General features: G+C 72.2%; 19 protein-coding genes. 9 read left to right on the plus strand and 10 right to left on the minus strand.

Translation table 11 applies throughout. From position 1 onward, the window contains the following. Window positions 1-62: 62 nt before the first annotated feature. Window positions 63-1,493 carry a short-chain fatty acyl-CoA regulator family protein gene (locus tag IH09_RS00795; RefSeq protein ID WP_052853241.1) on the minus strand — a complete coding sequence of 477 codons (1,431 nt, stop codon included), beginning with the start codon at window positions 1,491-1,493 and terminating at the stop codon, window positions 63-65. Between the two features lie 185 nt (window positions 1,494-1,678). Here IH09_RS00795 and IH09_RS00800 point away from each other — a divergent pair, with 185 nt between their 5' ends. From IH09_RS00800 to IH09_RS00810, 3 genes are read left to right on the plus strand one after another with little or no spacing between them, the layout of a single operon-like run. Next, a complete protein-coding gene (locus IH09_RS00800) occupies window positions 1,679-3,199 on the plus strand; it encodes an MmgE/PrpD family protein (RefSeq protein WP_052853242.1) in 1,521 nt (506 codons plus the stop codon). Beyond that, complete coding sequence (gene prpB, locus IH09_RS00805) at window positions 3,199-4,104, plus strand: methylisocitrate lyase (protein ID WP_052853243.1); 906 nt, start codon at window positions 3,199-3,201, stop codon at window positions 4,102-4,104. The genes IH09_RS00800 and prpB overlap by 1 nt, the downstream gene beginning before the upstream one ends. Window positions 4,105-4,124: 20 nt before the next feature. Then, window positions 4,125-5,264 (plus strand): bifunctional 2-methylcitrate synthase/citrate synthase, encoded by a 1,140-nt coding sequence (locus IH09_RS00810; protein ID WP_052853244.1) that lies wholly within the window; start codon window positions 4,125-4,127, stop codon window positions 5,262-5,264. Between the two features lie 163 nt (window positions 5,265-5,427). On the opposite strand, the gene IH09_RS00815 is transcribed toward IH09_RS00810, so the two are convergent. Next, window positions 5,428-5,811: a winged helix-turn-helix transcriptional regulator gene (locus tag IH09_RS00815; RefSeq protein ID WP_052853245.1), complete on the minus strand. Its 384-nt coding sequence runs from the start codon at window positions 5,809-5,811 to the stop codon at window positions 5,428-5,430. A gap of 115 nt (window positions 5,812-5,926) precedes the next feature. Here IH09_RS00815 and IH09_RS00820 point away from each other — a divergent pair, with 115 nt between their 5' ends. The 4 genes from IH09_RS00820 (at window position 5,927) to IH09_RS00835 (ending at window position 10,658) form a co-directional block, all read left to right on the plus strand. Next, window positions 5,927-6,334: a RidA family protein gene (locus IH09_RS00820; protein ID WP_052853246.1), complete on the plus strand. Its 408-nt coding sequence runs from the start codon at window positions 5,927-5,929 to the stop codon at window positions 6,332-6,334. A gap of 196 nt (window positions 6,335-6,530) precedes the next feature. Beyond that, window positions 6,531-7,220, plus strand: coding sequence for an SRPBCC family protein (locus IH09_RS00825; RefSeq protein ID WP_052853247.1), 690 nt, complete (start codon window positions 6,531-6,533; stop codon window positions 7,218-7,220). 757 nt (window positions 7,221-7,977) lie between these two features. Beyond that, window positions 7,978-9,483: an FUSC family protein gene (locus IH09_RS00830; RefSeq protein WP_172450900.1), complete on the plus strand. Its 1,506-nt coding sequence runs from the start codon at window positions 7,978-7,980 to the stop codon at window positions 9,481-9,483. A gap of 128 nt (window positions 9,484-9,611) precedes the next feature. Continuing rightward, complete coding sequence (locus IH09_RS00835) at window positions 9,612-10,658, plus strand: beta-propeller fold lactonase family protein (RefSeq protein ID WP_052853249.1); 1,047 nt, start codon at window positions 9,612-9,614, stop codon at window positions 10,656-10,658. Window positions 10,659-10,731: 73 nt separating this feature from the next. Here the strand turns inward: IH09_RS00835 and IH09_RS00840 are convergent, their stop codons facing one another. The 6 genes from IH09_RS00840 to IH09_RS00865 all read right to left on the minus strand — a co-directional run bounded on the left by IH09_RS00840 (window position 10,732) and on the right by IH09_RS00865 (window position 16,610). Continuing rightward, complete coding sequence (locus tag IH09_RS00840) at window positions 10,732-11,073, minus strand: nuclear transport factor 2 family protein (RefSeq protein ID WP_052853250.1); 342 nt, start codon at window positions 11,071-11,073, stop codon at window positions 10,732-10,734. A 413-nt stretch (window positions 11,074-11,486) separates the two neighbouring features. Continuing rightward, on the minus strand, window positions 11,487-12,359 hold the full coding sequence (locus tag IH09_RS00845) for a sirohydrochlorin chelatase (RefSeq protein WP_052853251.1): 873 nt from the start codon (window positions 12,357-12,359) through the stop codon (window positions 11,487-11,489). 188 nt (window positions 12,360-12,547) lie between these two features. After that, window positions 12,548-13,579, minus strand: coding sequence for an N-acetylglucosamine kinase (locus tag IH09_RS00850; RefSeq protein WP_052853252.1), 1,032 nt, complete (start codon window positions 13,577-13,579; stop codon window positions 12,548-12,550). Beyond that, window positions 13,572-14,615, minus strand: a complete 1,044-nt coding sequence (locus IH09_RS00855; protein ID WP_052853253.1) for a phospholipid scramblase-related protein — start codon at window positions 14,613-14,615, stop codon at window positions 13,572-13,574. Before IH09_RS00855 ends, IH09_RS00850 begins: the two co-directional genes overlap by 8 nt. 22 nt (window positions 14,616-14,637) lie before the next feature. Continuing rightward, complete coding sequence (locus IH09_RS00860; RefSeq protein WP_052853254.1) at window positions 14,638-15,315, minus strand: uracil-DNA glycosylase; 678 nt, start codon at window positions 15,313-15,315, stop codon at window positions 14,638-14,640. Window positions 15,316-15,524: 209 nt separating this feature from the next. Beyond that, the gene (locus IH09_RS00865) at window positions 15,525-16,610 is read right to left on the minus strand and encodes a WD40/YVTN/BNR-like repeat-containing protein (RefSeq protein ID WP_052853255.1); all 1,086 of its coding nucleotides are present in this window, start codon (window positions 16,608-16,610) and stop codon (window positions 15,525-15,527) included. A gap of 734 nt (window positions 16,611-17,344) precedes the next feature. Here IH09_RS00865 and IH09_RS00870 point away from each other — a divergent pair. Beyond that, window positions 17,345-18,295 (plus strand): phosphotransferase family protein, encoded by a 951-nt coding sequence (locus IH09_RS00870; RefSeq protein ID WP_318279360.1) that lies wholly within the window; start codon window positions 17,345-17,347, stop codon window positions 18,293-18,295. 91 nt (window positions 18,296-18,386) lie between these two features. Here the strand turns inward: IH09_RS00870 and IH09_RS00875 are convergent, their stop codons facing one another. After that, window positions 18,387-19,781, minus strand: a complete 1,395-nt coding sequence (locus IH09_RS00875; protein WP_052853256.1) for an FAD-dependent oxidoreductase — start codon at window positions 19,779-19,781, stop codon at window positions 18,387-18,389. A 136-nt stretch (window positions 19,782-19,917) separates the two neighbouring features. On the opposite strand from IH09_RS00875, the gene IH09_RS38730 reads away from it, so the two are divergent. After that, window positions 19,918-21,057: a DUF6214 family protein gene (locus IH09_RS38730; protein WP_190233180.1), complete on the plus strand. Its 1,140-nt coding sequence runs from the start codon at window positions 19,918-19,920 to the stop codon at window positions 21,055-21,057. Between the two features lie 137 nt (window positions 21,058-21,194). On the opposite strand, the gene IH09_RS00885 is transcribed toward IH09_RS38730, so the two are convergent. Continuing rightward, complete coding sequence (locus IH09_RS00885) at window positions 21,195-21,836, minus strand: TetR/AcrR family transcriptional regulator (RefSeq protein ID WP_052853258.1); 642 nt, start codon at window positions 21,834-21,836, stop codon at window positions 21,195-21,197. Window positions 21,837-22,100 lie beyond the last annotated feature (264 nt).

Genomic DNA, 22,100 nt, shown 5'->3' on the forward strand with positions numbered 1-22,100 from the left:
ACCCGCCCGGGCCGGCGGCCCGCGTTCGGCGTGTGCGTCCCGTGCCCGGCCGCCCGAGGGGCTCAGCTGTCCGCGATCACCGGATAGGGCACATGGGTACGCCGGTCCGGATCGACGGCCAGCCGTCCGCCGGCCGGGGGGCGGGCCCGCTGGGCGCAGTCCCGGCGTTCGCAGATGCGGCAGCCCAGCCCGATCGGCGTCGCGGAGCGCGGATCGTCCAGGGCGATACCGGCCGCGTACACCAGGCGCTGGGCGTGCCGGAGTTCGCAGCCCAGCGCGACGGCGAACTCGGCGCGCGGCGCCCGGTGCCCGAAACCGCCCCGCGTGACGGTGCGGGCCACCCAGAAGTACCGCTTGCCGTCGGGCATTTCGGCGACCTGCGTGAGGATGCGGCCGGGGGCCGAGAACGCCTCGTACACCGTCCAGAGCGGACAGGTGCCGCCGAGCCGGGAGAAGTGGAAGTCGGTGGCGGACTGCCGTTTGGAGATGTTGCCGGCCCGGTCGGCGCGCAGGAAGGAGAACGGCACACCGCGGTGGCCGGTGCGCTGGAGGGTGGAGAGCCGGTGGCACACGGTCTCGAAGCCGACACCGAAACGGGCCTGGAGCAGTTCGATGTCGTACCGCAGTTCCTCGGCGGCCCGGTGGAAGGCGGTGTACGGCATGAGCAGGGCGCCGGCGAAGTAGTTGGCCAGCCCGATCCGGGCCAGCCCCGCCGACCGGGACGAGCCGAGTGCGCTGCCCGCCACCAGGGCGTCCAGCAGCGCGGCATGCTCCAGGAGGGCGAGCTGGGTGGCGAGCTGGAAGGCGCGCTGCCCCTCGCTCAGCCACGGTGACAGCAGGAGCAGCCCGCTGCCGGCATCGAAGTGCCGGGCGTCGGCCGACCGTTCGGGATCGGCCCGGACCACCTTGACGCGATACCGGACGGCGAGCCGCTCCACGAGCGCGTCGGCCGCCCGCCCCGCCGGACCGAGGCCCAGGGCCGCGGCGGTCCGCTCGGCCGCGGCGTCCAGATCGCCGAAGTGGTTGTGGTGGGCGTAGAAGAAGTCTCGTACCTCGTCATGGGGTTCGGTGGGCAGCAGGGCCGCGGTGTCCTCCGGAGCGGCGAGCGCGACGACCCGTTCGGCGGCGTCCCGGTAGCGCTGATGCAGTGCGACGAGTGCGCGGGCGACCTCGGGATGGTCGCGCGCGACATCGGCGGCCTCCTCCTGCGGTACCGGCGCGCCGCACGCCTCGTCACCCAGGGCCGCCCGCAGCGCGGTGGCGAGCCGCTCCTCGTCGGCCTCGGAGAAGAACTCCGGGTCGACGCCGAACACCTCGGCGATCCGCAGTAGCACCGGAGCGGTGAGCGGACGCTGACTGTGCTCCAGCTGGTTGAGATAGCTGGTGGACAGCCCCAGGGCGCGGGCCAGCTCCACCTGGTTCATGCCCCGCTCACGGCGGAGTCGGCGCAGTTTGGCGTGGGCGTAGATCTTCCGTCCGGCGGGCCGTCCCATCGCGGTGACCAGGCTCCTCTCCTGCGCTCCGTACTGCGAAAGTAGCATCCGCACCTTTCGCAGGATTCGCAGATTCGCAGCTCCTGGACGGAAGGATTCCGCACAGTGGAGCTGTCGCGCCCTGGTGGCACGCGGGGAAGACTGAATCCGGTACACCGCATCCACCGCACGTCGCGAGGAGTCCCGTGATCGATCACCAGGTACGCGTCCGCCCCAGTGCCGACCGGCTGCCCCGCGAGGAGCAACTCGCCTGGAAACTGGCGGCCGTGGCCACCGGCACCCAGGACGCCCCCGGCCTCGACCCCGACGCCGCGGCGATGGCGGTCAACCGGGTCATCGACAACGCCTCGGTCGCCCTCGCCGCCCTGCGCCGCCGCCCCGTCGCGGTCGCCCGCGCCCAGGCGCTCACCCACCGGGCCACCCCCGGCGCCGCACTCTTCGGCACCGCCGCGGAAACCCGGGTGTCACCGGAGTGGGCGGCCTGGGCCAACGGCACGGCCGTGCGCGAACTGGACTTCCACGACACGTTCCTGGCCGCCGACTACTCCCACCCCGGCGACAACATCCCGCCGCTGCTCGCCGTCGCCCAGCACACCGGACGCGGCGGCGCGGATCTGCTGCGGGCCGTCGTCGCCGCGTACGAGATCCACGTCGCGCTGGTCAAGGGCATCTGCCTGCACCGGCACCGCGTCGACCACGTCGCCCACCTCAGTGCGGCGACCGCCTGCGGCATCGGCGCCCTGTTGCGGCTGGACACCGCGACCACCTATCAGGCCGTCCAGCAGGCTGTGCACACCACCACCGCGACCCGGCAGTCCCGCAAGGGCGAGATCTCCAGCTGGAAGGCGTACGCCCCCGCCTTCGCCGGCAAGGCCGCCATCGAGGCGGTCGACCGGGCCATGCGCGGCGAAGGCTCCCCCTCGCCGATCTACGAGGGCGAGGACGGATTCCTCGCCTGGATGCTGGACGGCCCCGACAGCGCGTACACGGTCTCCCTGCCGGAGCCCGGCGAAGCGCGCCGGGGCATCCTCGACACCTACACCAAGGAGCACTCCGCCGAGTACCAGGCACAGGCCGTCATCGACCTCGCCCGGCGGCTACGGGAGCGGACCGGGCCCCTGGAGAACGTCCGCGAGATCGTCCTGCACACCAGCCACCACACCCACCACGTCATCGGCTCCGGCTCCGGCGACCCGCAGAAATACGACCCCACGGCGAGCCGCGAGACCCTCGACCACTCGGTGCCGTACATCTTCGCCGTCGCCCTGGAGGACGGCGCCTGGCACCATGAGCGTTCCTACGCCCCCGAGCGGGCCCGGCGGCCCTCGACCGTCGCCCTGTGGCAGAAGATCTCCACCGTCGAGGACCCCGAGTGGACCCGCCGCTACCACGACCCCGACCCGGCCCACCGGGCGTTCGGCGGACGCGCGGTGGTCACGCTCTCGGACGGCACCGTCATCGAGGACGCACTCGCGGTGGCCGACGCGCACCCCGCCGGGGCCCGCCCCTTTGACCGGACCGGATACACGGCCAAGTTCCGGGCGCTGACGGAGGGGATCGTGTCCGCCGCCGACCAGGAGAGGTTCCTGGCGGCCGCCGGGCGCCTCGCCGAACTGGACACCGGCGGCCTCGACGCGCTGTTCCCCGCCGTCGACACGGACGCGGTCGCCGCGTACGACGCACAGCTCCCGAAGGGCCTGTTCTGATGCTGCACACCCGCACCACCCCCGCCGCCCGCCGCCGCGCCTTCCGCGAACACCTCGCCTCCGGCCGTCTGCTGAGGATGCCGGGCGCCATCAACCCGTACTCGGCACGGCTCGTCCAGGAGGCCGGGTTCGACGCCGTCTATCTCTCCGGAGCCGTGCTCGCCGCCGACCTCGCACTGCCCGACATCGGCCTGACCACCTCCACCGAGATCGCCGCCCGCGCGCAGCAGATCACCCGGGTCACCGACCTGCCCGCCCTCGTCGACGCCGACACCGGCTTCGGTGAACCCATGAACGCCGCCCGCACCGTCCAGCTCATGGAGGACGCCGGACTCGCCGGCCTGCACCTGGAGGACCAGGTCAACCCCAAGCGCTGCGGTCACCTCGACGGCAAGGGCGTCGTGCCCCGCGAGGAGATGGCCCGCCGCGTGCGGGCCGCCGCCGACGCCCGCCGCGACCCCGACTTCCTCCTCATGGCCCGCACCGATGCCCGCACCGTGGAAGGACTCGCCGCCGCGATCGACCGGGCCAAGGCGTACGTGGACGCGGGCGCCGAGGCGATTTTTCCCGAAGCGCTCGCGGACGAGGCCGAGTTCGAGGCGTTCCGCGCGGCCGTCGACGTCCCGCTGCTGGCCAATATGACCGAGTTCGGCAAGAGCCGGCTCCTCGACACACGCACCCTGGAGAACCTCGGCTACAACATCGCGCTCTACCCCGTCACCCTCTTCCGCCTCGCGATGGGCGCGATCGAGGACGGTCTGCGCACCCTCGCCGCCGAGGGCACCCAGGAATCCCTCCTGCCCCGGATGCAGACCCGGTCCCGGCTCTACGAGGTACTCGGCTACGAGGATTACGCCGCCTTCGACTCCGCCGTCTTCGACTTCACACTCCCGCCCGGCACCTGACCCGCACCGGAGGCCACGCCATGACCACCGCCACACCCGACATCCACCGCGGCCTCGCCGGCGTCGTCGTCGACACCACCGCGATCTCCACCGTGATCCCGGAGACCAACTCCCTCACCTACCGCGGCTACCCCGTCCAGGACCTGGCCGCCCACCGCTCCTTCGAGGAAGTCGCCCACCTGCTGTGGTACGGCGAACTCCCGGACGCTGCCCAGCTACGCGATTTCCGGGCCCGCGAAAGCGCCCTCCGCCCCCTGGACCGCACCACCTCCGAACTGCTCGCCAGACTGCCCGAGACGTGCCACCCGATGGACGTGCTGCGCACCGCGGTCAGCTTCTTCGGCGCCGAGGACCCCACCGAGGACGACGGCAGCCTCGCCGCCCACCGCGCCAAGTCCCTGACCCTGCTGGCGAAACTGCCCACCGTGGTCGCCGCCGACCAGCGCCGCCGCCGGGGCCTGGACCCGATCCCGCCGGACCCCGGCCTCGGCTACGCCCAGAACTTCTTCCGGATGTGCTTCGGCAGCGTGCCCGCTCCCGAGGTGGTCCGCTGCTTCGAGATCTCGCTCATCCTGTACGCCGAACACAGCTTCAACGCCTCGACGTTCACCGCCCGGGTCGTCACCTCCACCCTCTCCGACCTCTACAGCGCGGTCACCGCCGCCATCGGCGCCCTCAAGGGCCCGCTGCACGGCGGGGCCAACGAGGCAGTGATGCACATGCTGGAGGAGATCGACGACCCGCAACGCGCCGCGGAATGGCTCGACGAGGCCCTGGCCGCCAAGCGCAAGATCATGGGCTTCGGCCACCGCGTCTACCAACACGGCGACTCCCGCGTCCCCCTCATGCAGACCGCCCTGGACCGCCTGGCGGCCCGCACCGCCGACCCCGAGGCGACCCGCCTGGCCGCACTCCACGCGGCCCTGCGCGACGCCATGCTCACCCGCAAGGACATCCACCCCAACCTCGACTACCCCGCCGGCCTCGCCTACCACCTGATGGGCTTCGACACCCCCACCTTCACCCCGATCTTCGTGATGAGCCGCATCACCGGCTGGACCGCCCACATCACCGAACAACTCGCCCACAACGCCCTGATCCGGCCTCTGGCCTCGTACGAGGGGCCGGGAGAGCGGGCGGTGCCGGGGGTGGGTGGGTAGGGGGTGGGGTGGGAGCGGGGGCCACGGGGCTGCCGCGGTGCGGCCAGCCCCACGGAATCAAATCCCGACTCTGACCACGACCAAGAACACGGGCCTGGCCGGCCGGACCAACACCCCCCGACTGAGGCCCAGCGGATCGCGGGGTATGTGCGTGCCCCGACCGTCAGGTGTCGAATTGGTGGCGGGCGGTCTCGATGTGGCCGAGGTACCGATGGGTCCAGTCGCACATGCCGTCAACTGTTGCTCGCAGGGCTCGACCCGGCTCCGTGAGGGTGTACTCGACCCGCGGCGGCACGGTGGGGTGCACGCATCGATCGACCAGGCCGTTGCGTTCCAGCATGCGCAGGTTCTGGGTGAGCATCTTGTGGCTGATGCCCTCGATCTCGTTGCGCAGTTCGGTGAAGCGCAGGGTGCGTTCACCCACGGTTTCGATGATCAGGAGCGCCCACTTGTTGGCGATGTCCGAGAAGATCTCCCGCGCCAACGAGTCGGCGCGTGTCAGGTCTGCTTCGTCCTTGGGCGAGCCCTCGAACTGCTTGGTCACCATGAGGTTCCTCCGTCACCGAAAAGTGCGTTCTTCCACGTCAGCGGCCACTCTCCTACGGTTCCTGAGTAGCCACAAGAGACCACAGAGGTCTCTCGCAACGAGGAGGTAGGCAGCCATGGCCATCACCCTGGTGAACCCCGGCGTATTGCCCGAGATCGACGTTTACCGGCAGGTGTCGATCGCGTCCGGGTCGAAGCTGGTCTTCATCGCCGGACAGGTCGCCTGGGACGCCGAGGGGGCCGTGATCGGCGAAGGCGACCTCGCCGCGCAGGTCGAGCAGTGCTACCTCAACATCGGCATCGCCCTGGCCGCGGCCGGTGGTTCCTTCGACGACGTGGCGAAACTGACCGTCTACGTCGTCGACTGGACGCCCGACAAGATGCCTCTGCTCCTGGAGGGGATCTCCCGGGCGGCCGCGAAGCTGGGGGTCACCCCGGTCCCGCCGGCCACGCTGCTGGGCGTAGCGGCGCTGGACATCCCCGACCACCTGGTAGAGATCGAGGCCACCGCGGTCCTCGACTGAACGGATGCGCATGGAGCCCGCTGGGTGCCGAAGTGGTCGACCGGCGGGCTCAGTTGCACCGGGGCGGGGTGCGGCCCCGGGATCGCGGGCCCTGGAAAGGGGACTAGGCAGCGCCACTCTCGCTGTTATAGCCTCTAACCATCGCGAGTGGCAGTAATGCGATGGCCGCCCGTCCATGTGCTGAACGAGGAGAACCATGTCCGACGCGCCGAACCAGCAAGCCCGCCCCGCCACCTCACGGACCGCCCGCCGTGTGTGTGCCACCCTGCTGGCGATCCCGCTGGCCGCCGCCGGCGTTCTCGGCGCCGCCGCGGTGCCCAGCCAGGCCGCCGCGCCCGGTCAGGCCGGCAAGGCCGACCACGCCGGCCGCGCGGGTGCTTCACTGACCTGCCGGGGGGAAGGCGTCGATCCCGCTGCCAAGATCCGATACCGGACCTCGACCGTCATCCACGCGCCGCTGCGCACCATCTGGAATCTTCAGGCCGATGTGGCGAATTGGCCCTCGTGGCAGCCGCCCGTCACCAGCATGAAGCGCCTGGACCCGGGTCCGCTGCGGAAGGGCTCGGGGTTCCGGTGGACCACCCCGGCGCCCGCCACCGACACGACGCCCGCCACCACCCTGACCATCACCTCGACCGTCCGGCAGCTCAAGCACGGCAAGTGCATCCGCTGGACCGGGCCCGCGATCGGCGACGGGCTGCGCATAGACAGGGGTGTCCACGTCTGGAACTTCACCAAGGTCCCGGGCGGTGTCCTCGTGCAGACCGAGGAGACCTGGGTCGGTGACCAGGTCGAAGCGGATGTGCCCACCTCCGTCAAGTACCTCGGCGGAGGACTTGAGGAGTGGCTGAAGGAGTTGAAAGCCACGGCCGAGGCCCGTTCCTGACCACCACTTGGAGAAGGGGACTTGATGCTGGGGGGCTCGCGTATGCGACTGTCGCCGGTTCTCGGGCGAAACAGGAGCAGTTGTGATGATGCGTGCTCCCCTTTGGTAGCTGGGTGGCGAGGGCGGACCTGTTGCGAGCCCATTACGGCCGGTGCCGCCGAGCCACCTCTCGGCCAGGCGGATCCGCTCCGCTTCGCTTCGCCGAGATGGCTCGGGGGCCCTCGGCCCGGACAACCGACGGTCGAGTTCCGCGGCGATGTACGGGGCGAAGTGTGCGGGCGTGGCGCCTCCGCCGTCGTGCCGGGCGTCGTAAATGTTCTGTGCCATGCGCGGCTTGTCGTCGTTCGCCCGCCTGCGGTGGACGCTTCCCGCCTTCCGCGGACCGGTAAGGGTGCGACTCCGGCACCCGCACCCGTAGCCCGCGTCCTCCTCGCCGGTCCGCATGCACGGGGCGGTGCGCAACTGCCCGGAGCGCCCCCGGAACTGCTGAGGTGCGGAGCCGGGGTGAGGCCGGTGCGTGCGGGTGGCCGCGCGGTGCGGAGTCGCGGGGGCCGGTGACGCTTGTCCATGGTTATGGTCCGTTGGCCGCCCCTCCGGCCCACTGGTCAGGCAGCAGCTGTACCAATGGCACAGCAATCTCGGCATCTGTTGAGCCAGTGGGCGTCAGGATGGTGTGATGGTCCTGTCGATGGCGCTGCGGATTCCGCGGCGCCTTTTTCGTGCCGGAGGCAGGGAGCGGGAAGTAGTGCTGAAGAGGATGTTCGTGGCTCCGGACCCGGGGCGGCTGCGGCTGCGTGCCGCGTGCCGGGGCGTCGCCGGCATCGGGTCGGCCGTGATGGTCTCGGGTCTGGCCGGGCATTCGCTCGTCGCGGCCATCGCCGGCGGCCTCGCCGCGCTGCTCGCACTCTTCACGGTCGCCGACGCCACGGTCCGCGGCCAGGCGGTGACGACGGCGTTGCTGCCGGTCGTGGGCCTGCCGGTGCTCGTGCTGGCGACGGTCCTGCACGACATCCCGCCGGCGCGCGATGCCGCGTTCCTCGCCGTCGTGTGCGCGGGGGTGTACGCGCGCCGCTGGGGAGCGCGCGGCCACGCCCTGGGTGTCTTCGCGTTCATGACCTTCTTCATGGCGCAGTTCCTGCACGCGGTACCGGCCCGGCTGCCCGAGCTGTCCGCGGCCATCGCCCTCTCCCTGATCGTCTCCTCGGCCGTCCGATTCGGCGCCTGGTGCTACGAACGGCGCATGCCGCCGCCCGCCGTCCCCGCGCCGCAGGCCGGCCGCGGTCTGGCCCGTACGACCACACGGCAGGCGATGCAGGCGACCGTGGCCTGCGCCATCGCGCTCGGCGTCGGTCACGCCCTGTCGGCGGACCGCTGGTACTGGGCCGTGGGCACCGTCTGGTGGATCTTCGTGAACACCGCATCGCGTGGCGAAACCCTGGTCCGCGGCTTCCGCCGGGTCCTCGGCACGGTCGCCGGCATCGCCGCCGGACTGCTCACCGCCGTACCGCTGCACAGCGCGCCGGCCCCGACCGCCGTCCTCGTCGCAGTCTGTGTCTTCGGGATCTTCTACACGGCCGCGGTCTCGTACACCTGGATGGTCTTCTTCGTCACCGTCATGGCCGGTCTGCTCTACGGTCTGCTCGGCGCGCTGCACCCCGGACTCCTCGCGCTCCGCCTCGAACAGACCGCCGTCGGTGCGCTCGCCGCCGCGCTCGCCGTCGCCGTCGTCCTGCCCGTCACCACCCACGCCGCGACCGACGGATGGATCCAGCGCGCCGTGCACTGCGTACGGGACTGCACCGCCACCTCCGCCCGCCGGCTCGCCGGTGACGCGGGTGCCGACCCGTCCTCGCACGTCGCCGAACTCGAACTCCTCCTGGCCCGGGTCCGGCTCTCGCTGGCGCCCCTGCTGCACCCGCTCAACCCGCTGCGGCACCGCACGGCACGCGCCCGCCAGGTCCTGGCCTGCCTGGACGACTGTGCCGCGCAGGTCAGGGGACTGGCCGAGGTCGCCGCCGACCCGGCCGCCTCGCACGACGCCCGGCTGACGGCCGCCTGCCAGCGCGTCGAGGCCGTCGTGGGAACCCTGTTCGCACCCGGCGCGGAACCCGGTGCCGCCCCGTCCGCCTCCTTGAACGCGGCCCCGCACCACCATCCCGGCGCCGAACGCGCCCTGGCCCACCTCCACGGCCTGGAATCCGCCCTCACCGCCCTCGCCCAGCCCGTCCGCAGCTCACCGCGCGCCCCGTTCGCGGCGTCCTGAGGCCGGCCCGGGGAGCGCGTACCGGCAGGAATCAGCCACCCCTCGAAGCGGTCCCGGCCCCAACTGTTAGCGTCACCCGAGCATTCCGACGGGCAGGCGCTCGACGGGCGACGAAGGGCGGACCAGCGGTGACGACGGACAGCGGCCGACGGGCATACATCGGATCCTTCACGACGGCAGGCGGTCTCGGCATCACCACCGCGGCCGTCGACCGGGAGACCGGCGCGCTCACCCCGCTGCACTCCACCGATGCCGTCACCAACCCGTCCTACCTGGCCCCGAGCCCCGACGGCCGCCACCTCTACGCGGTCAGCGAGGCCGCGGACGGTGCCGCCGCCGCCTTCGCCCTCACCCCTGAGGGGCCCGCGCTGCTCGCCCCGGCCGTCTCCGTACGCGGCGCCGCCCCCACGCACCTCGCGCTCACCGCCGGCCACCTCGTCACCGCCAACTACAGCTCCGGCAGCGTCAGCACGTTCCCGATACGGGCCGACGGGACGCTCGGCGACCTCGCCGCCGTGCTCACGCACCGAGGCGGCGGCCCGCGGACGGACCGTCAGGAGGCGCCGCACGCACACGCCGTGCTGCCGGATCCCGGCGGCCGGTGGCTGCTGAGCGTCGACCTCGGTACGGACTCGGTCCGGGTCTGTGCCCTCGATGCCACCGGCGGGACGCTGACCGTACACGCCGAGGTACCGCTGCGGCCCGGCAGCGGGCCGCGCCACCTCGCGTTCCACCCGCGCGGCGACCGCGCCTACGTCGTCAACGAACTCGACCCGACGGTCACGGTCTGCCGCTGGGACGCCGCCCGCGGCACCCTCACGCCGGTGGGGGAGACCCGGCTGCTCCCCGACACGGTTTCGGTGGCCGAAACCTTCCCCTCCGAACTGGTCGTCTCCGGGGACGGCCGGTTCATCTGGACCGCCAACAGGGGCCACGACAGCATCTCCGTCCTGGCCCTGGACCCGGCGGGCGACACCGCGACCCTGGTCACGACCGTGCCCTGCGGCGGCCACTGGCCCCGCGACCTGGCACTCCACCCCACCGGCCGGTACCTCTACGCCGCCAACGAACGCTCCGGCGACGTCACCTGGTTCACCCTCGACCCGCACACCGGCATCCCCGCCCGCGCGGGCTCCGTCCCGGCGCCGGCCGCCTCCTGCGTGGTGTTCGCCTGACCGCCGGGCCGGTTCACCTCTCTCCCGGCCCGGTCCACTCCTGACGCTTGCTCACTCCCGTGGAGAGGCGTGCTCACTCCTGCGGGAACAGCCCGCCGAAATACACCTGGGTCTCGGTGATCCGGCCGTCCCGCACCGTCATCACCTCGACGTTGCGATGCCGGGCACCGGACTTCAGCTCGTACTCGTACCGGACGAAGACCTCGTCGCCATCGGTGGGGACGGCGTCGAGGACCACCTGGGACCGGAAGCGGCCGGCCGTGGGGAAGCAGCGTTCGAGGAACGTGGCCTTGTCGATGTGGTCGTCCTGCGGACTCGTGAAGACGAAGTCCTCGGCGAGCAGCCGTTCCATGGCGGCCCGGTCCTGGGCGAGATAGCTCGTGAAGCACGCGCGGACGACATCGGTGTTCGACATGGATCCTCCTTCTGTGGGCGGCCCCCTCGGTGCGCGAGGGGCGCGGGCCGTGAGACGGCCCGCGCCCGAACGTAGACCACTCCGCCCACCTCGGCCGGCGCGCGATGCGGAAGAGGAACTCTCCGGGCGGGCGGACGCGTCGGTCGACGTGCAAGCCCTACCCAGAAGCCCTGAACGGGCCGCTCGCGGCCGTACGCGGGTCCGGTACGGAATATCCCGGAGCGGGCTCCCGCAACGGCCCTGTCGGCCGGACGCCCGCGCCGCTGCTGCCGGTGGATTCCGACTGGCCGGTGCGTTGGCCACCCGGTGGTTTCCGGCCGGTGGGCGCCCGGTCTCCGGACTTGCCCGGAGAACGCGAAGGGCCGCCCCGCGCGGTCTGCGCGAGGCGGCCCTTCGATGGTGTGCGGTGCCGGCTAACGGACCGGTGCGGCGAGACCCGACTGCTGCGGCAGCGGGATGCCCAGCGCCGCCGCGTAGTTGGACAGCACCAGCCGGCCCACGGCGCCGTACGCGCCCAGCGCCTCGGCCGACGCGCAGCCCGCCTCCGCCGCGGCCGCCCCCAGCAGACCGTCGGCGATCTCCGGGCCGATCAGGTACGGAGCCAGCGCCAGCTGCTGCGAGCCGGAGGTACGCAGCTGCTCCGCCGTACGGGAGATGGCGCCCTCCTCGTCCAGCGCGGCGGCCAGTACCGGCACGGCCAGCCGCGCGGAGAGCAGCATGCCGGTGATCCCGGCGGCCTGTACGGCCTCCTCGCCGCCCACGGTGGCGAGGATGATGCCGTCCGCGGCCGTCGTGACCGTGAACAGCCGCGCCCGGTCGGCGCGCGCGAGGCCCGCCTCGGACAGCCGCACGTGCAGGGCCTCGGCCAGCAGCGGGTGCGGGCCCAGGACATCGGTCAGTTCGGCGCCGGAGCCGCTGTTCATCATCGCCTGGCGTATCCGCCGCAGCAGACCACTGTCCGGTCCGGCCAGCAACGGTACGACCACGGGGGCGGGACCGGGCCGGGCGGGCTGCCCGTCGTGGCCCGCCCGCGCCCGGTACTCGGCGGCGGCGTGCGCCAGCACGGCCTCCAGCGACGGGAACTCGTTGCTGCCGCCATCGACATAGCCGATCCGGGCATCGAGGCCGGGCAGTTCGGAACGGGCGATGCTGGAGACGTCTTCCGCCAGCTCACGGGCGGCGGGGGTGGGGGTGCCGGGCACGGCCAGCACCAGGGCGGGTGCGCCCTCGGGTGCGGCGAGCGGCTCCGGCCTGCGGTGGCGGCCGGACTGCCGCGCGCGCGGCATACGTACAGGCAGGCCAGAAGCGGCTCCCGGGCTCGGGGATGCGTCGTCGAAATGGGGCGAGCCGGGTGCGGGCCCAGTGGGGGAACTCATGGCGTCGCATGCTAATGCCTCCGGTCACCCGGGCGCGGAGGGAGGGTTCGGTCGGGCGGTATCCGTCCCGATTTATCCCGCGCGTCATGGTGACACCGTCACTCCGCGGGCCGTGTGATCTGCAACAACTTCGCATCGGCGGGCAGCAGCAGGCGGTCGCGGGCCAGCGCCGCGGCGATGGTCAGCGCCCCGTCCAGGGGGCTCCCCGCGGCCGGTGTCCGGTGGGCCTCCGGCAGCCGCTCGGCGAGCGCGTCGCGCAGCGGAGCGAGCAGCGGTTCGCCCATCCGGAACAGGCCGCCGGTGAACGCCACCGTGCCACCGGTCCCCGGCGGACAGACCGCGGCCGCGGCGTCGGCGATATGGCCCGCGGCGGCCCGCAGGATGCCCGCGGCCACCGCGTCCTCGGCGGCGCAGCGCGCGACCTCCGGGGCGAACGAGGCCAGGACGGCGGGCCGGTCGGTCCGCGGATACAGCGCGCCGGGCAGACCGGCCACCGGCCCGAACACCGCCTCCGCGCGGGCCAGCAGGGTGTCCGAACCATCCGGCCGCCCGTCGTACGCGCGCATCGCGGCCTCCAGGCCGGCGCGGCCGATCCAGGCGCCGCCGCCGCAGTCGCCCAGCAGATGGCCCCAGCCGTCGGCGCGGCGCCAGCCGCCCGCCGCGGTCAGGTCCGTGCCCACGGCGACCATCCCGGTGCCCGCGGCCACCACGGCACCGGGCCGCTGGCCCAGCGCTCCGGCGTAGGCGGTGACGGCGTCCGTCGCGAGCGCGAGGTGCCGCACACCGAACGCGGTGGCCAGCGCGGCGGGCAGTCTGGCGCGCAGGTCCTGTCCGAGGGTGCCCATCCCGGCGGCGCCCACACAGACCGCCGAGAACCGGTCCGCACCGGTCTCCTGCTGCAACTCCTCTGCTGCGGGCGTCAGTTGGGACAGCAGATGCTCCGCGTCGATACCGTTGCGCCCGGTGCGGACCGGCTCGTGCGAGGTGTACGTGGCGAGCGGCCGGGCCTCGGGGGTGTCGGCGCGGGCGACGGCGATCCGCAGCCCCGAGCCGCCCGAGTCGATCCCCAGGACGTAGCGGCCGGGCCGGTCGAGTGGGTGGTGCCCGCAGTGCGGGCCGTGGTCAGCCAAGGCCGCGGGCATCCTGCTTGAGGGCGGTGTCGACGGTGAGCGCCGTCGCGACGACCAGGCTCAGCAGCGGGTCGGGGAGCTGACGGTGGATTTGCAGGACGTAGTTGTCCGCGGTGGTGAACATGGTCTGGGCCAGGCCCTCCCACGTCTTCGTGATCCGGGCGACCTCGGCATCGGTGTGGTCCACGATCGCGAAGTCCCAGGCGCGCCAGTTCTCGGCCTTGATGGCGCCGATCTGCCGGCCCTCGGCCAGCATCGCGAAGTTGATCTTCCCGATGGCGTTCTGCTGCACGATCTCACCGACCGGCCGGCCGTCGGGACGCTCCACGATCACCTTGGACTTGAGGATCTTCGAGGGGCGCGTCAGCACCAGCTGCGGCTGCCCGTACGCGTCCCGGATCTCCAGCTTGTGGGTCATGTACTGGTCCAGGCTGGAGACGACCCGCAGCATCTTCTTGGCCGCGCTCTGGCCGACCTGCACCACCGTGCCGAGCGTGTTGCCGTGCTGGTCGAAGACGCCGTACTCGTTGGTGACCTCTATCAGCTTGGCCTTCTGGTTCACCACCAGCACCGGCTCGGTGAACAGGGTGCCGCCGCCCGGTCCGCCCGGTGCCACCCCGGCCTGCTGTACCTGCTGCGGGACGGCCGCCTGGTGCAGGTGCGCGCCCGGCTGCCCCGGTATCTGCTGCTGCGGGTACGGCTGCGGCCCCGGTTGGCCGGGTGCCTGGTGCTGGGGGTAGCCGTAGCCCTGCTGGTGTCCCTGCCCGCCGTACGGGGCGCCGCCCTGCTGTGCCTGTTGCGGGGCCTGTGCGGGCTGCTGCTGGGGTGCCTGCTGTGGTGCGTACTGCTGGGGAGCGTGCGGTTGCTCCGACTGCTGCTGCGCGGTCTGCTGCGGTGCCTGGTTCTGCGCCGGAGCTTGCGCCTGCTGTCCCGGGTGGGTGTGCTCGGTCCACCCGGAGCCGTCCCACCAGCGCAGTTGGTGGGGGGTGCCCTGCGGGTCGGCGTACCAACCCGCAGGGATGTTCGCATTCGTCATGCGGGCACACTATCGCCCGGGGTCAGGGCAGCCTCCAGTCCACGGGCTGCGCTCCGCCCCGTGCCAGCAGGTCGTTCACCCGGCTGAAGGGCCGCGAGCCGAAGAAGCCCCGGTCGGCGGACATGGGGGAAGGATGCGCGGACTCCACGGCCGGCAGGTCGCCCAGCAGTGGCCGCAGATTGCGCGCGTCACGGCCCCACAGCACCGACACCAGCGGGCGGCCACGTGCCACCAGCGCGCGGATGGCCTGCTCGGTGACCTCCTCCCAGCCCTTGCCACGGTGCGCGGCGGGCTTGCGCGGCGCCGTAGTCAGCGCCCTGTTCAGCAGCAGTACGCCCTGCTGCGTCCAAGGAGTGAGGTCGCCGTTGGACGGCCGGGGCAGCCCGAGGTCGGAGTGCATCTCGCGGAAGATGTTCTCCAGACTCCCGGGCAGCGGACGTACCTCCGGTGCCACGGAGAAGCTCAGGCCGACCGCATGCCCCGGTGTGGGGTACGGGTCCTGCCCGACGATGAGTACCCGCACCTCATCGAAGGGCTGTTGGAAGGCGCGCAGCACATTGCTGCCGGCCGGGAGGTACGTACGTCCCGCGGCGATCTCCGCCCGCAAGAAGTCGCCCATCGCGGCGATCCGTCCGGCGACGGGCTCAAGTGCCTTGGCCCAGCCGGGTTCGACGATGTCATGAAGAGGTCGTGCAGCCACGGGATCACCCTATCGGCCGAACACCCCCGTCCTTCAATCCGTGGCCTCCGCCTCTCTTCTCTTCCTCCTCTCTCCTCCGCACCGTCCGCCGCGCCTCGTCGCCCGAGGCCCGCCCCGCAGCCCTCTTGCCTCAGCCCTCTTTGTCTCCCGCCTTCGACTCTCTCTTCTCGTCCCTTCCTCACCCAGCGGCTCTCCCGGTTCGTTCCTCCTCACCCCACGGCGGCGGCTCGTACGCACAGCACATCCGGCAGATGGGAGGCGAGCCGGCGCCAGCTGTCGCCGTCGTCGGCGCTGGCGTACAGCTCGCCGTTGCGGTTGCCGAAGTAGACCCCGGCGGGGTCGGCGTCATCGACGGACAGGGCGTCTCTGAGCACCGTGCCGTAATGGTCCTGCTCGGGCAGCCCGTCGCCGAGGGCCTCCCAGCTCTGCCCGGCGTCGGCCGTGCGGTACACCCGGCAGCGGTGGCCGGCGGGTACCCGGTCGGCGTCGGCGGTGATGGGGAAGACGTAGGCGGTATCGCCCCGGTGCGGGTGTGCGGCCACCGCGAAGCCGAAATCGGAGGGCAGCCCGCCGCCGATGTCCGTCCACCGTGCGCCCGCGTCGTCGCTGCGGTAGACGCCCCAGTGGTTCTGGAGATACAGCCGGTCGGGATTGACCGGGTCCTGAGCGATCTTGTGCACGCACTGGCCGAACTCGGGGTGCTGATCCGGCAGGAAGACCGCCTTCACCCCGTGGTTCGACGGTGCCCAGCCGGCCCCGCCGTCCCGGCTGCGGAACACCCCTGCCGTCGAGACCGCGACCGTCACCGCGGCGGCGTCCCGCGGGTCGGTGATCACCGTATGGACGGCCAGCCCGCCGCCGCCCGGTACCCACTTCTCCCGGCTGGGGTGGTCCCACAGCGACCGCACCAGTTCAAAGGTCTCGCCGCCGTCCTCGGACCGGAACAGACCGCCGGGCTCGGTGCCCGCGTACACCACATCGGGGGCCGCGGGGCCCGCCGGGTGCAGCTGCCACACGCGCTCCAGCGAAGTCCCGGTGTACTTCGGATACTTGACCGCGGGGCTGGCCGGTTCCCGCCAGGTCTCGCCGAGGTCGTCGGAGTGGAAGACCGACGGGCCCCAGTGCGCGCTGTCCGCTCCGGCCAGCAGCCGGGGCGTCGGGCGGCGGGTGTCGATCCCGAGGGAGTAGACCGCCTGGGCGGGAAAGTGCGGCCCGCTCAACTCCCAGGCACCATGCCGTCTTCGCCCGATGAAGAGCCCTTTGCGGGTACCCACCGCGAGTAGTACGTCCGTCATATCGGAACACCTCCGTACGCCGTTGTCCCGGCCGCCAGTGGCAGCCAGTAGCAGTCGGTAGCAGACTGTGGTCAGTCTGCTACCGGCCACTGACAATGGCGTTCCCGTGCGGTATCCGCGCAGGTCGGAGCGGTGAGTGCGGGCCGCGCCGTCATGCCGCCGTGCGTTGACCGTGGGCCGCCGCGCAGCCCCCAGCCGCCCAGCCGCCGTGCGGGCGCGTTCGCCTCGTACGGTCGTCTGCCGAGGTTTTCTGAACGCCGCCCGGCAGCGGTCTGCCGGAGCCTCGGGAGGCCGCACCGACCAGTTCCCGCGTCCCGCGCCGGGGATGCCGTACCGCCGCGCGGCGCCCCTGAAGCGTGAGTGCTCGACGGGAGGGAGGGGGCGGGGGAGGAGGGAGTGGTGGAGGGGGGATATGCAGTGGCCGGTCCGGGGGTGAGGCGTCACGATCGCGATGCGCCGGGCACGTTGCGGGAGTCGGGCGCGTTCCGGGAGTGGGTGATCGCGTCTCCCGTCGAGGAATGTCTGCCACCGGCAGGTCGGCGACGACGGAAGGCGCGTTCACCCAGCGCCTCCCGTTCCTCCCGTTCCCGCACCCCGACCCCGCGTTCCGTTCCCGTCTCTGTCCCCGGTCCACGCAGTCACCCAGGAATCAGCGGCCCCAGATGTCACAGCCACCCCCCTCTCCCACAACACCGCCCACTCCGCCCGCGCCGTCCGAACCCACCGCCCACACCGTGCGGCACCTGCTCAGCCGCGCTCTGCCAGGGGAGAGCGGGACGCGAATCGAACCAGTCGACGAGGGCGGCGAACACTCCACCTGGTGGGTCGGCGCGCGCTACGTCCTGCGGTTCGCACTGGATGAGAGTGGTTCCCGGCGCCAGCGGCGCGAGCGGGCGCTGCGTGACGCGATCCGCTCCCGCCTCGCGGTCCGGGTGCCCATCAGCATCGCCTCCGGTGAGTGGGCGCCCCGGCTCACCTACACCATCGACACCCGGCTTCCGGGCGTCTCGGCCGAACGGCAGCCGGTCTCCCCGGCGGGTGAACGGGACCTGGCCCAGCTGCTCACGGGCCTGCGCGCGCTCTCCGCGGAAGAAATCGCGGGACTCGGTCTGCCCACGGCTCCACCGCGCCCCCTCGACACCCTGCGGAAGGCCGCGGCAGCGGCGGCCGCACGGCTGACCGCGGACGGCGAACTGGATGGCGTAGCGGAAGGTGCCCACCGCCCGCCGCTCAGGGCCGCCGCTCCGGCACGGCCCACTCCGCCCATACGGCCCGCACCGGTCGCCGTGGTGCACAACGACCTCAAGGGCGAACACCTCCTGGTGTCGGACTCGGGGCGGGTATGCGGTGTGCTCGACTGGACCGACGCCGTGATCGGCGACCCCGCCGAGGACATCGCCGGACTCGCCATCTCCCTCGGCGCGCCCGCGGCCATCCGGGCCGCCACCCACGCGGGATACGAACCTCCCGTATGTCGACGCGCCCTCCTCCTCGCCCGCTACGACACCCTCATCCGCCTGGCCGACCGTCTCTACGGCACGGACGACAGCCCCCTGTCGCTCCTGCGCACCCAACTCGCCCGTGCCTGGCGCACCACACCACTCGACACCACCACTCCGACCGGCAGCAGCACCCCCACCACCGGTGGCCCCACCACGGATATCCGCGATGACCCGCCAGCTTGAGCGGAGGGCGGCGGAGCGCTCCCGGCCGGTGTCACCGGGCAGACCCATAGCGCCCGGCGTACCCACCCCACCCACACCGGCCCGCCTCGTCTCACACCACCTCAGCTCCCGTGCGCGCCGCCTCCAACAGCCCCGCCCAGTCCGGCAGTTTGACGGTGCCGCGTCCCAGCCGTCGGCCCCATGCCGCCTCCGCGGCCTCGATACCCAGCCAGCCCGTCCAGGGGACCGGCTGCTGTCCCGCCCGGATCAGCGCGCTCACCGGATCCTCGGTGAGAGTGCGCTCCGCCAAGGCGGCGGCGTCGTCCAGCAGTGACGCCGCGGTCTCCTTCGCGCACGGCCGGTTCGTGCCGATCACGCCGGTGGGGCCGCGCTTGATCCAGCCGGCTACGTACACCCCGGGGTGCGCCGCGTCGTTCCGGAGCACCCGCCCCGCCCGGTGCGGCACCGTCCCCGTCGCCTCGTCGAACGGCAGCCCCGGCTGCGGCGTTCCCCGGTAGCCGACGGAGCGCAGCACCAACTGGCCCTGGATGTCCTCGTATTCGCCGGTTCCCGTGACCCCGCCGAGCCCGTCCGGCACCGTCCGCTCGAACCGGACCGCGCGCACGCCGGTGGCCGCGTCACCGATCATCGCGACCGGGCGCAGGAAGAACCGCAGATGGAGGCGGCGCGGCGGCGTCGCCCCGGCCGCGGTGGTCCCGGCCACCGCTCGTTCGGTACCGTCCCGCTCCGCCCAGCCGCGCAGCACCTCGATGTTCCGGCGCCGCACGGCCGGCAGGTCACCGGGTTCGCGGTACGCCGGGTCGAGCGCCAGTTCCTTGGGCCGAACGAGTACCTCCGTACCGGGGAGCGACCCCAGTTCCCGCAGCTCCTTGGTGGTGAACTTGGCCTGGGAGGGGCCGCGGCGGCCGACCATCCAGACATCCTCGACACGGCTGTCCGCGAGGGCGCCGAGCGGCCCCTGCGGCATATCGGTCGTGGTGAGCTGCGCGGCACCGCGGGACAGGATCCGGGCCACGTCCACGGCCACGTTGCCCACGCCGATCACGATCGCGGACCGGGCCGCGAGGCTGAAGCGGGTGGCCGCGGCGTCCGGATGGGCGCTGTACCAGGAGACGAACCCGGTCGCCGGATGGCTGCCGGGCAGGTCCTCGCCGGGGATGCCGAGCTGCCGGTCGGCGGCGGCGCCCACGCAGAACACCACCGCATGGAAGATCTCCCGCAGTTCCTTGAGTCCCAGCCCCGGAGCGCCCACCTCTACATTCCCGAGGAAGTGCACCCGGGGATGTTCCAGCACCGTACGCAGGTTGTTCTGAAGCGACTTGATCTTTTCGTGGTCCGGTGCGACGCCGTAGCGGACCAGACCGTACGGACAGGGCAGCCGGTCCAAGACGTACACCTCGATGTCCGGGACGGTCTCCTGTTCCACCAGCGACTGCGCGGTGTACACGCCGCTGGGTCCCGAACCGATCACTGCGACACGAAACACGTGTGGCTCCTTCCACGGAGTACCCCCAGGATCGCACCGGCGGCCGTGCGGCGTCAGATGAGCTATCGGGGTTGCTCCCGGTGCGATGAGCGTGCCGCGCCACTGGGCCGGGTGAGCGGGCGGCTACGTTTCCCTCGTGTCGGAAAGTGACTTTTATACCGTTAATGACCGATATAAAGCTCAGGATGTGGCCTCGGAGTGGCCTGCCTGGGAGCTTCAGGCGTGCGGTTCGGCCGCGCCCGCCCCCGAGCCTGCGGCCTCCGACGCTCCGGCCGGATCCGATGACGCAGGGGCGGTGCCGCCTCGGCTCGATCCGCTGGGGCCCTGGTTCAGCGCCCGGCTGACCTTCGCCGACGGTGCCCGGATCGACGTTCTGGTGGCGGTCTCCGGCGATCGCATCACCGTCGAGGATGTGCGGGCCGATCCGCCGTTGACGCTGGAGGGTCTCGCCGAGCTGGCGCGCTGGATCGAGGGGCCGTTGGACGACGCCTGCCGGCTCGCCACCGGCCGCCCCCGAAAGCCCCGGCCCACACCGGCACTCGCGAAGGAGCCGGGGGAGGAAGAGGGGGACGGGGCGGCGCCTGAGCGGGGGACGGGGCCGACGGGGGCCGGGGCGGCGGGGGCGGAGGCCATGGCGGATGTGGCGGTGTCGTGGGCGGGGGAGGCGGCGGCTGTCGAGTCCAGTGCGTCCGTTGCGCCTATCGAGTCCATCGCGTCCGGAGGGTCCAGTGAGCCGGGTGGAATCGTCGGCTCCGGTGGGATCGAGGGATCCGGCGGGCTCATGGGTGTCGGCGGACCTCTGAGGCCCGGCGGAACCGTGGAGTTCGGTGAGCATGTGGAACCCGTGGAACCCGTGGGTCTCGGCGGATCCGTGGAGCCCGGCGAAGCCTTGCCCTCCATCGTGCCTGCCATGTCGACCGAATCCGTCGAATACTCCGAACCGGCCGAAAGCGACGAACCCGCCGAACCCGTCGGATCCGCCACGTCTGCTGCGGCGTCTGCCGTGTCCGCCGCTTCCGCCATGTCTGCCGCGTCCGCCACCCCCGCCCGGCCGCCCGATCCCTCCGAGTGCTCCCCGCCCACGTCCCTCACCCGATCGCGCGCCAGTGAGCGGCACAGGGTTGTCGCGGACGCGTACCGGGAGGCGCAGCGGGACGGCCGGGATCCGGTGCTGGCGGTCATGACCGTCACCGGTCGCAACCGCCGCAGATCACTGCGGCTGATCGCCGGAGCTCGCGACGAAGGGTTGCTGACTCCGCGCCACCACAAGCGTTAGGGAGCCCGCTTCACGGAGTGAGCGGGGTGGTGTGTGGAGAGCGACGGGAGGGACACCGCACCGCCGGGGTCAGGCGCGCGGCGATACCCGCCCCCTATTCACGGCGATAGCGAACCATGTTTTGTGCCGGTTCACGGCTATACCGGACCCTGCCGCCGTGCCCCGCCGGGCGGTTCGGCATCCGGTGGGAAGCCCAACTCCCAGTCCAGTCCGTACCGTTGGAACAGCTCGGCGCGGAGCAGGGCCGGTTCCATCGGTGCGCCGGGCAGCAGCAGCGGGACCACGGCTCCCATGAGCAGCGCCCGCAGCAGGGGATAGTCGGCATCCGGATCCGCCGATCCGTACGCCACCACCGTCTCGCGCAGCAGCTGGGCCAGCCGTTGCTGCTCGGGGCACTGGATGAATCCCTCGGCCGTCAGGATGATGGCCATATGCGTCCGCATCAGCAGCGGATGGTCGCGAGTCAGCCCCAGGACCGCGTCGATGGCGCGCGCCATCAGCTCGGGTCCCGCGTCCGGTCCGGCCGGCCGTGGCTCGCGTTCCAGGGCCGCCTGCAGGGTGAGGTGCATCAGCCGGTGCACGGCGGACTGAAGCAGTTGGCGCTTGCCGGGGAAGTAGTACGAGACCAGTCCCCGTGCCGCCCCGGCCCGCTGTGCGATGTCGCCGAGCGTCGTCGCCTCGTACCCGTGTTCGCCCACGAGGTCGATCGCCGCTTGGAGCAGCCGTTCGCGGGAACGCCGCCGCAACTCTTCATTGACCGATGCGCTGCGGGGGGACATGCTGTAACTCCTGCGTTGACTGGCTGATAGCCAATATACTCGTGGGTACCCGGATGTCCGCCTGCCCTGGATGGAGAATCCGGTGGAACTGTCTGATTCGGGCGATGCGGGGGATCGCCCGAATCAGGCGGTGCAGATGCCGGGCCGTTGCTTCTGACCTGCGATTTCTCAGGTTGGAAGTGGTGGCCCGGTGGACTGCGCCGGGTGGGTTGAGCGCCCTTCGGCCTCGCTCGCGCCGGCCCGCCGCCGCTCCGTCGGCGTGCC

The organism is Streptomyces celluloflavus (genome assembly GCA_000720995.1).
GTDB lineage: Bacteria > Actinomycetota > Actinomycetes > Streptomycetales > Streptomycetaceae > Streptomyces > Streptomyces celluloflavus.

What these genes read in the sequence shown, in the direction of transcription:
- IH09_RS00795 (WP_052853241.1), bottom strand. Translation starts at nt 1,493, where the DNA reads ATGGGACGGCCCGCCGGACGGAAGATCTACGCCCACGCCAAACTGCGC.
- prpB (WP_052853243.1), top strand. Translation starts at nt 3,199, where the DNA reads ATGCTGCACACCCGCACCACCCCCGCCGCCCGCCGCCGCGCCTTCCGC.
- IH09_RS00810 (WP_052853244.1), top strand. Translation starts at nt 4,125, where the DNA reads ATGACCACCGCCACACCCGACATCCACCGCGGCCTCGCCGGCGTCGTC.
- IH09_RS00815 (WP_052853245.1), bottom strand. Translation starts at nt 5,811, where the DNA reads ATGGTGACCAAGCAGTTCGAGGGCTCGCCCAAGGACGAAGCAGACCTG.
- IH09_RS00820 (WP_052853246.1), top strand. Translation starts at nt 5,927, where the DNA reads ATGGCCATCACCCTGGTGAACCCCGGCGTATTGCCCGAGATCGACGTT.
- IH09_RS00825 (WP_052853247.1), top strand. Translation starts at nt 6,531, where the DNA reads ATGTCCGACGCGCCGAACCAGCAAGCCCGCCCCGCCACCTCACGGACC.
- IH09_RS00830 (WP_172450900.1), top strand. Translation starts at nt 7,978, where the DNA reads ATGTTCGTGGCTCCGGACCCGGGGCGGCTGCGGCTGCGTGCCGCGTGC.
- IH09_RS00840 (WP_052853250.1), bottom strand. Translation starts at nt 11,073, where the DNA reads ATGTCGAACACCGATGTCGTCCGCGCGTGCTTCACGAGCTATCTCGCC.
- IH09_RS00845 (WP_052853251.1), bottom strand. Translation starts at nt 12,359, where the DNA reads ATGCCGCGCGCGCGGCAGTCCGGCCGCCACCGCAGGCCGGAGCCGCTC.
- IH09_RS00855 (WP_052853253.1), bottom strand. Translation starts at nt 14,615, where the DNA reads ATGACGAATGCGAACATCCCTGCGGGTTGGTACGCCGACCCGCAGGGC.
- IH09_RS00865 (WP_052853255.1), bottom strand. Translation starts at nt 16,610, where the DNA reads ATGACGGACGTACTACTCGCGGTGGGTACCCGCAAAGGGCTCTTCATC.
- IH09_RS00885 (WP_052853258.1), bottom strand. Translation starts at nt 21,836, where the DNA reads ATGTCCCCCCGCAGCGCATCGGTCAATGAAGAGTTGCGGCGGCGTTCC.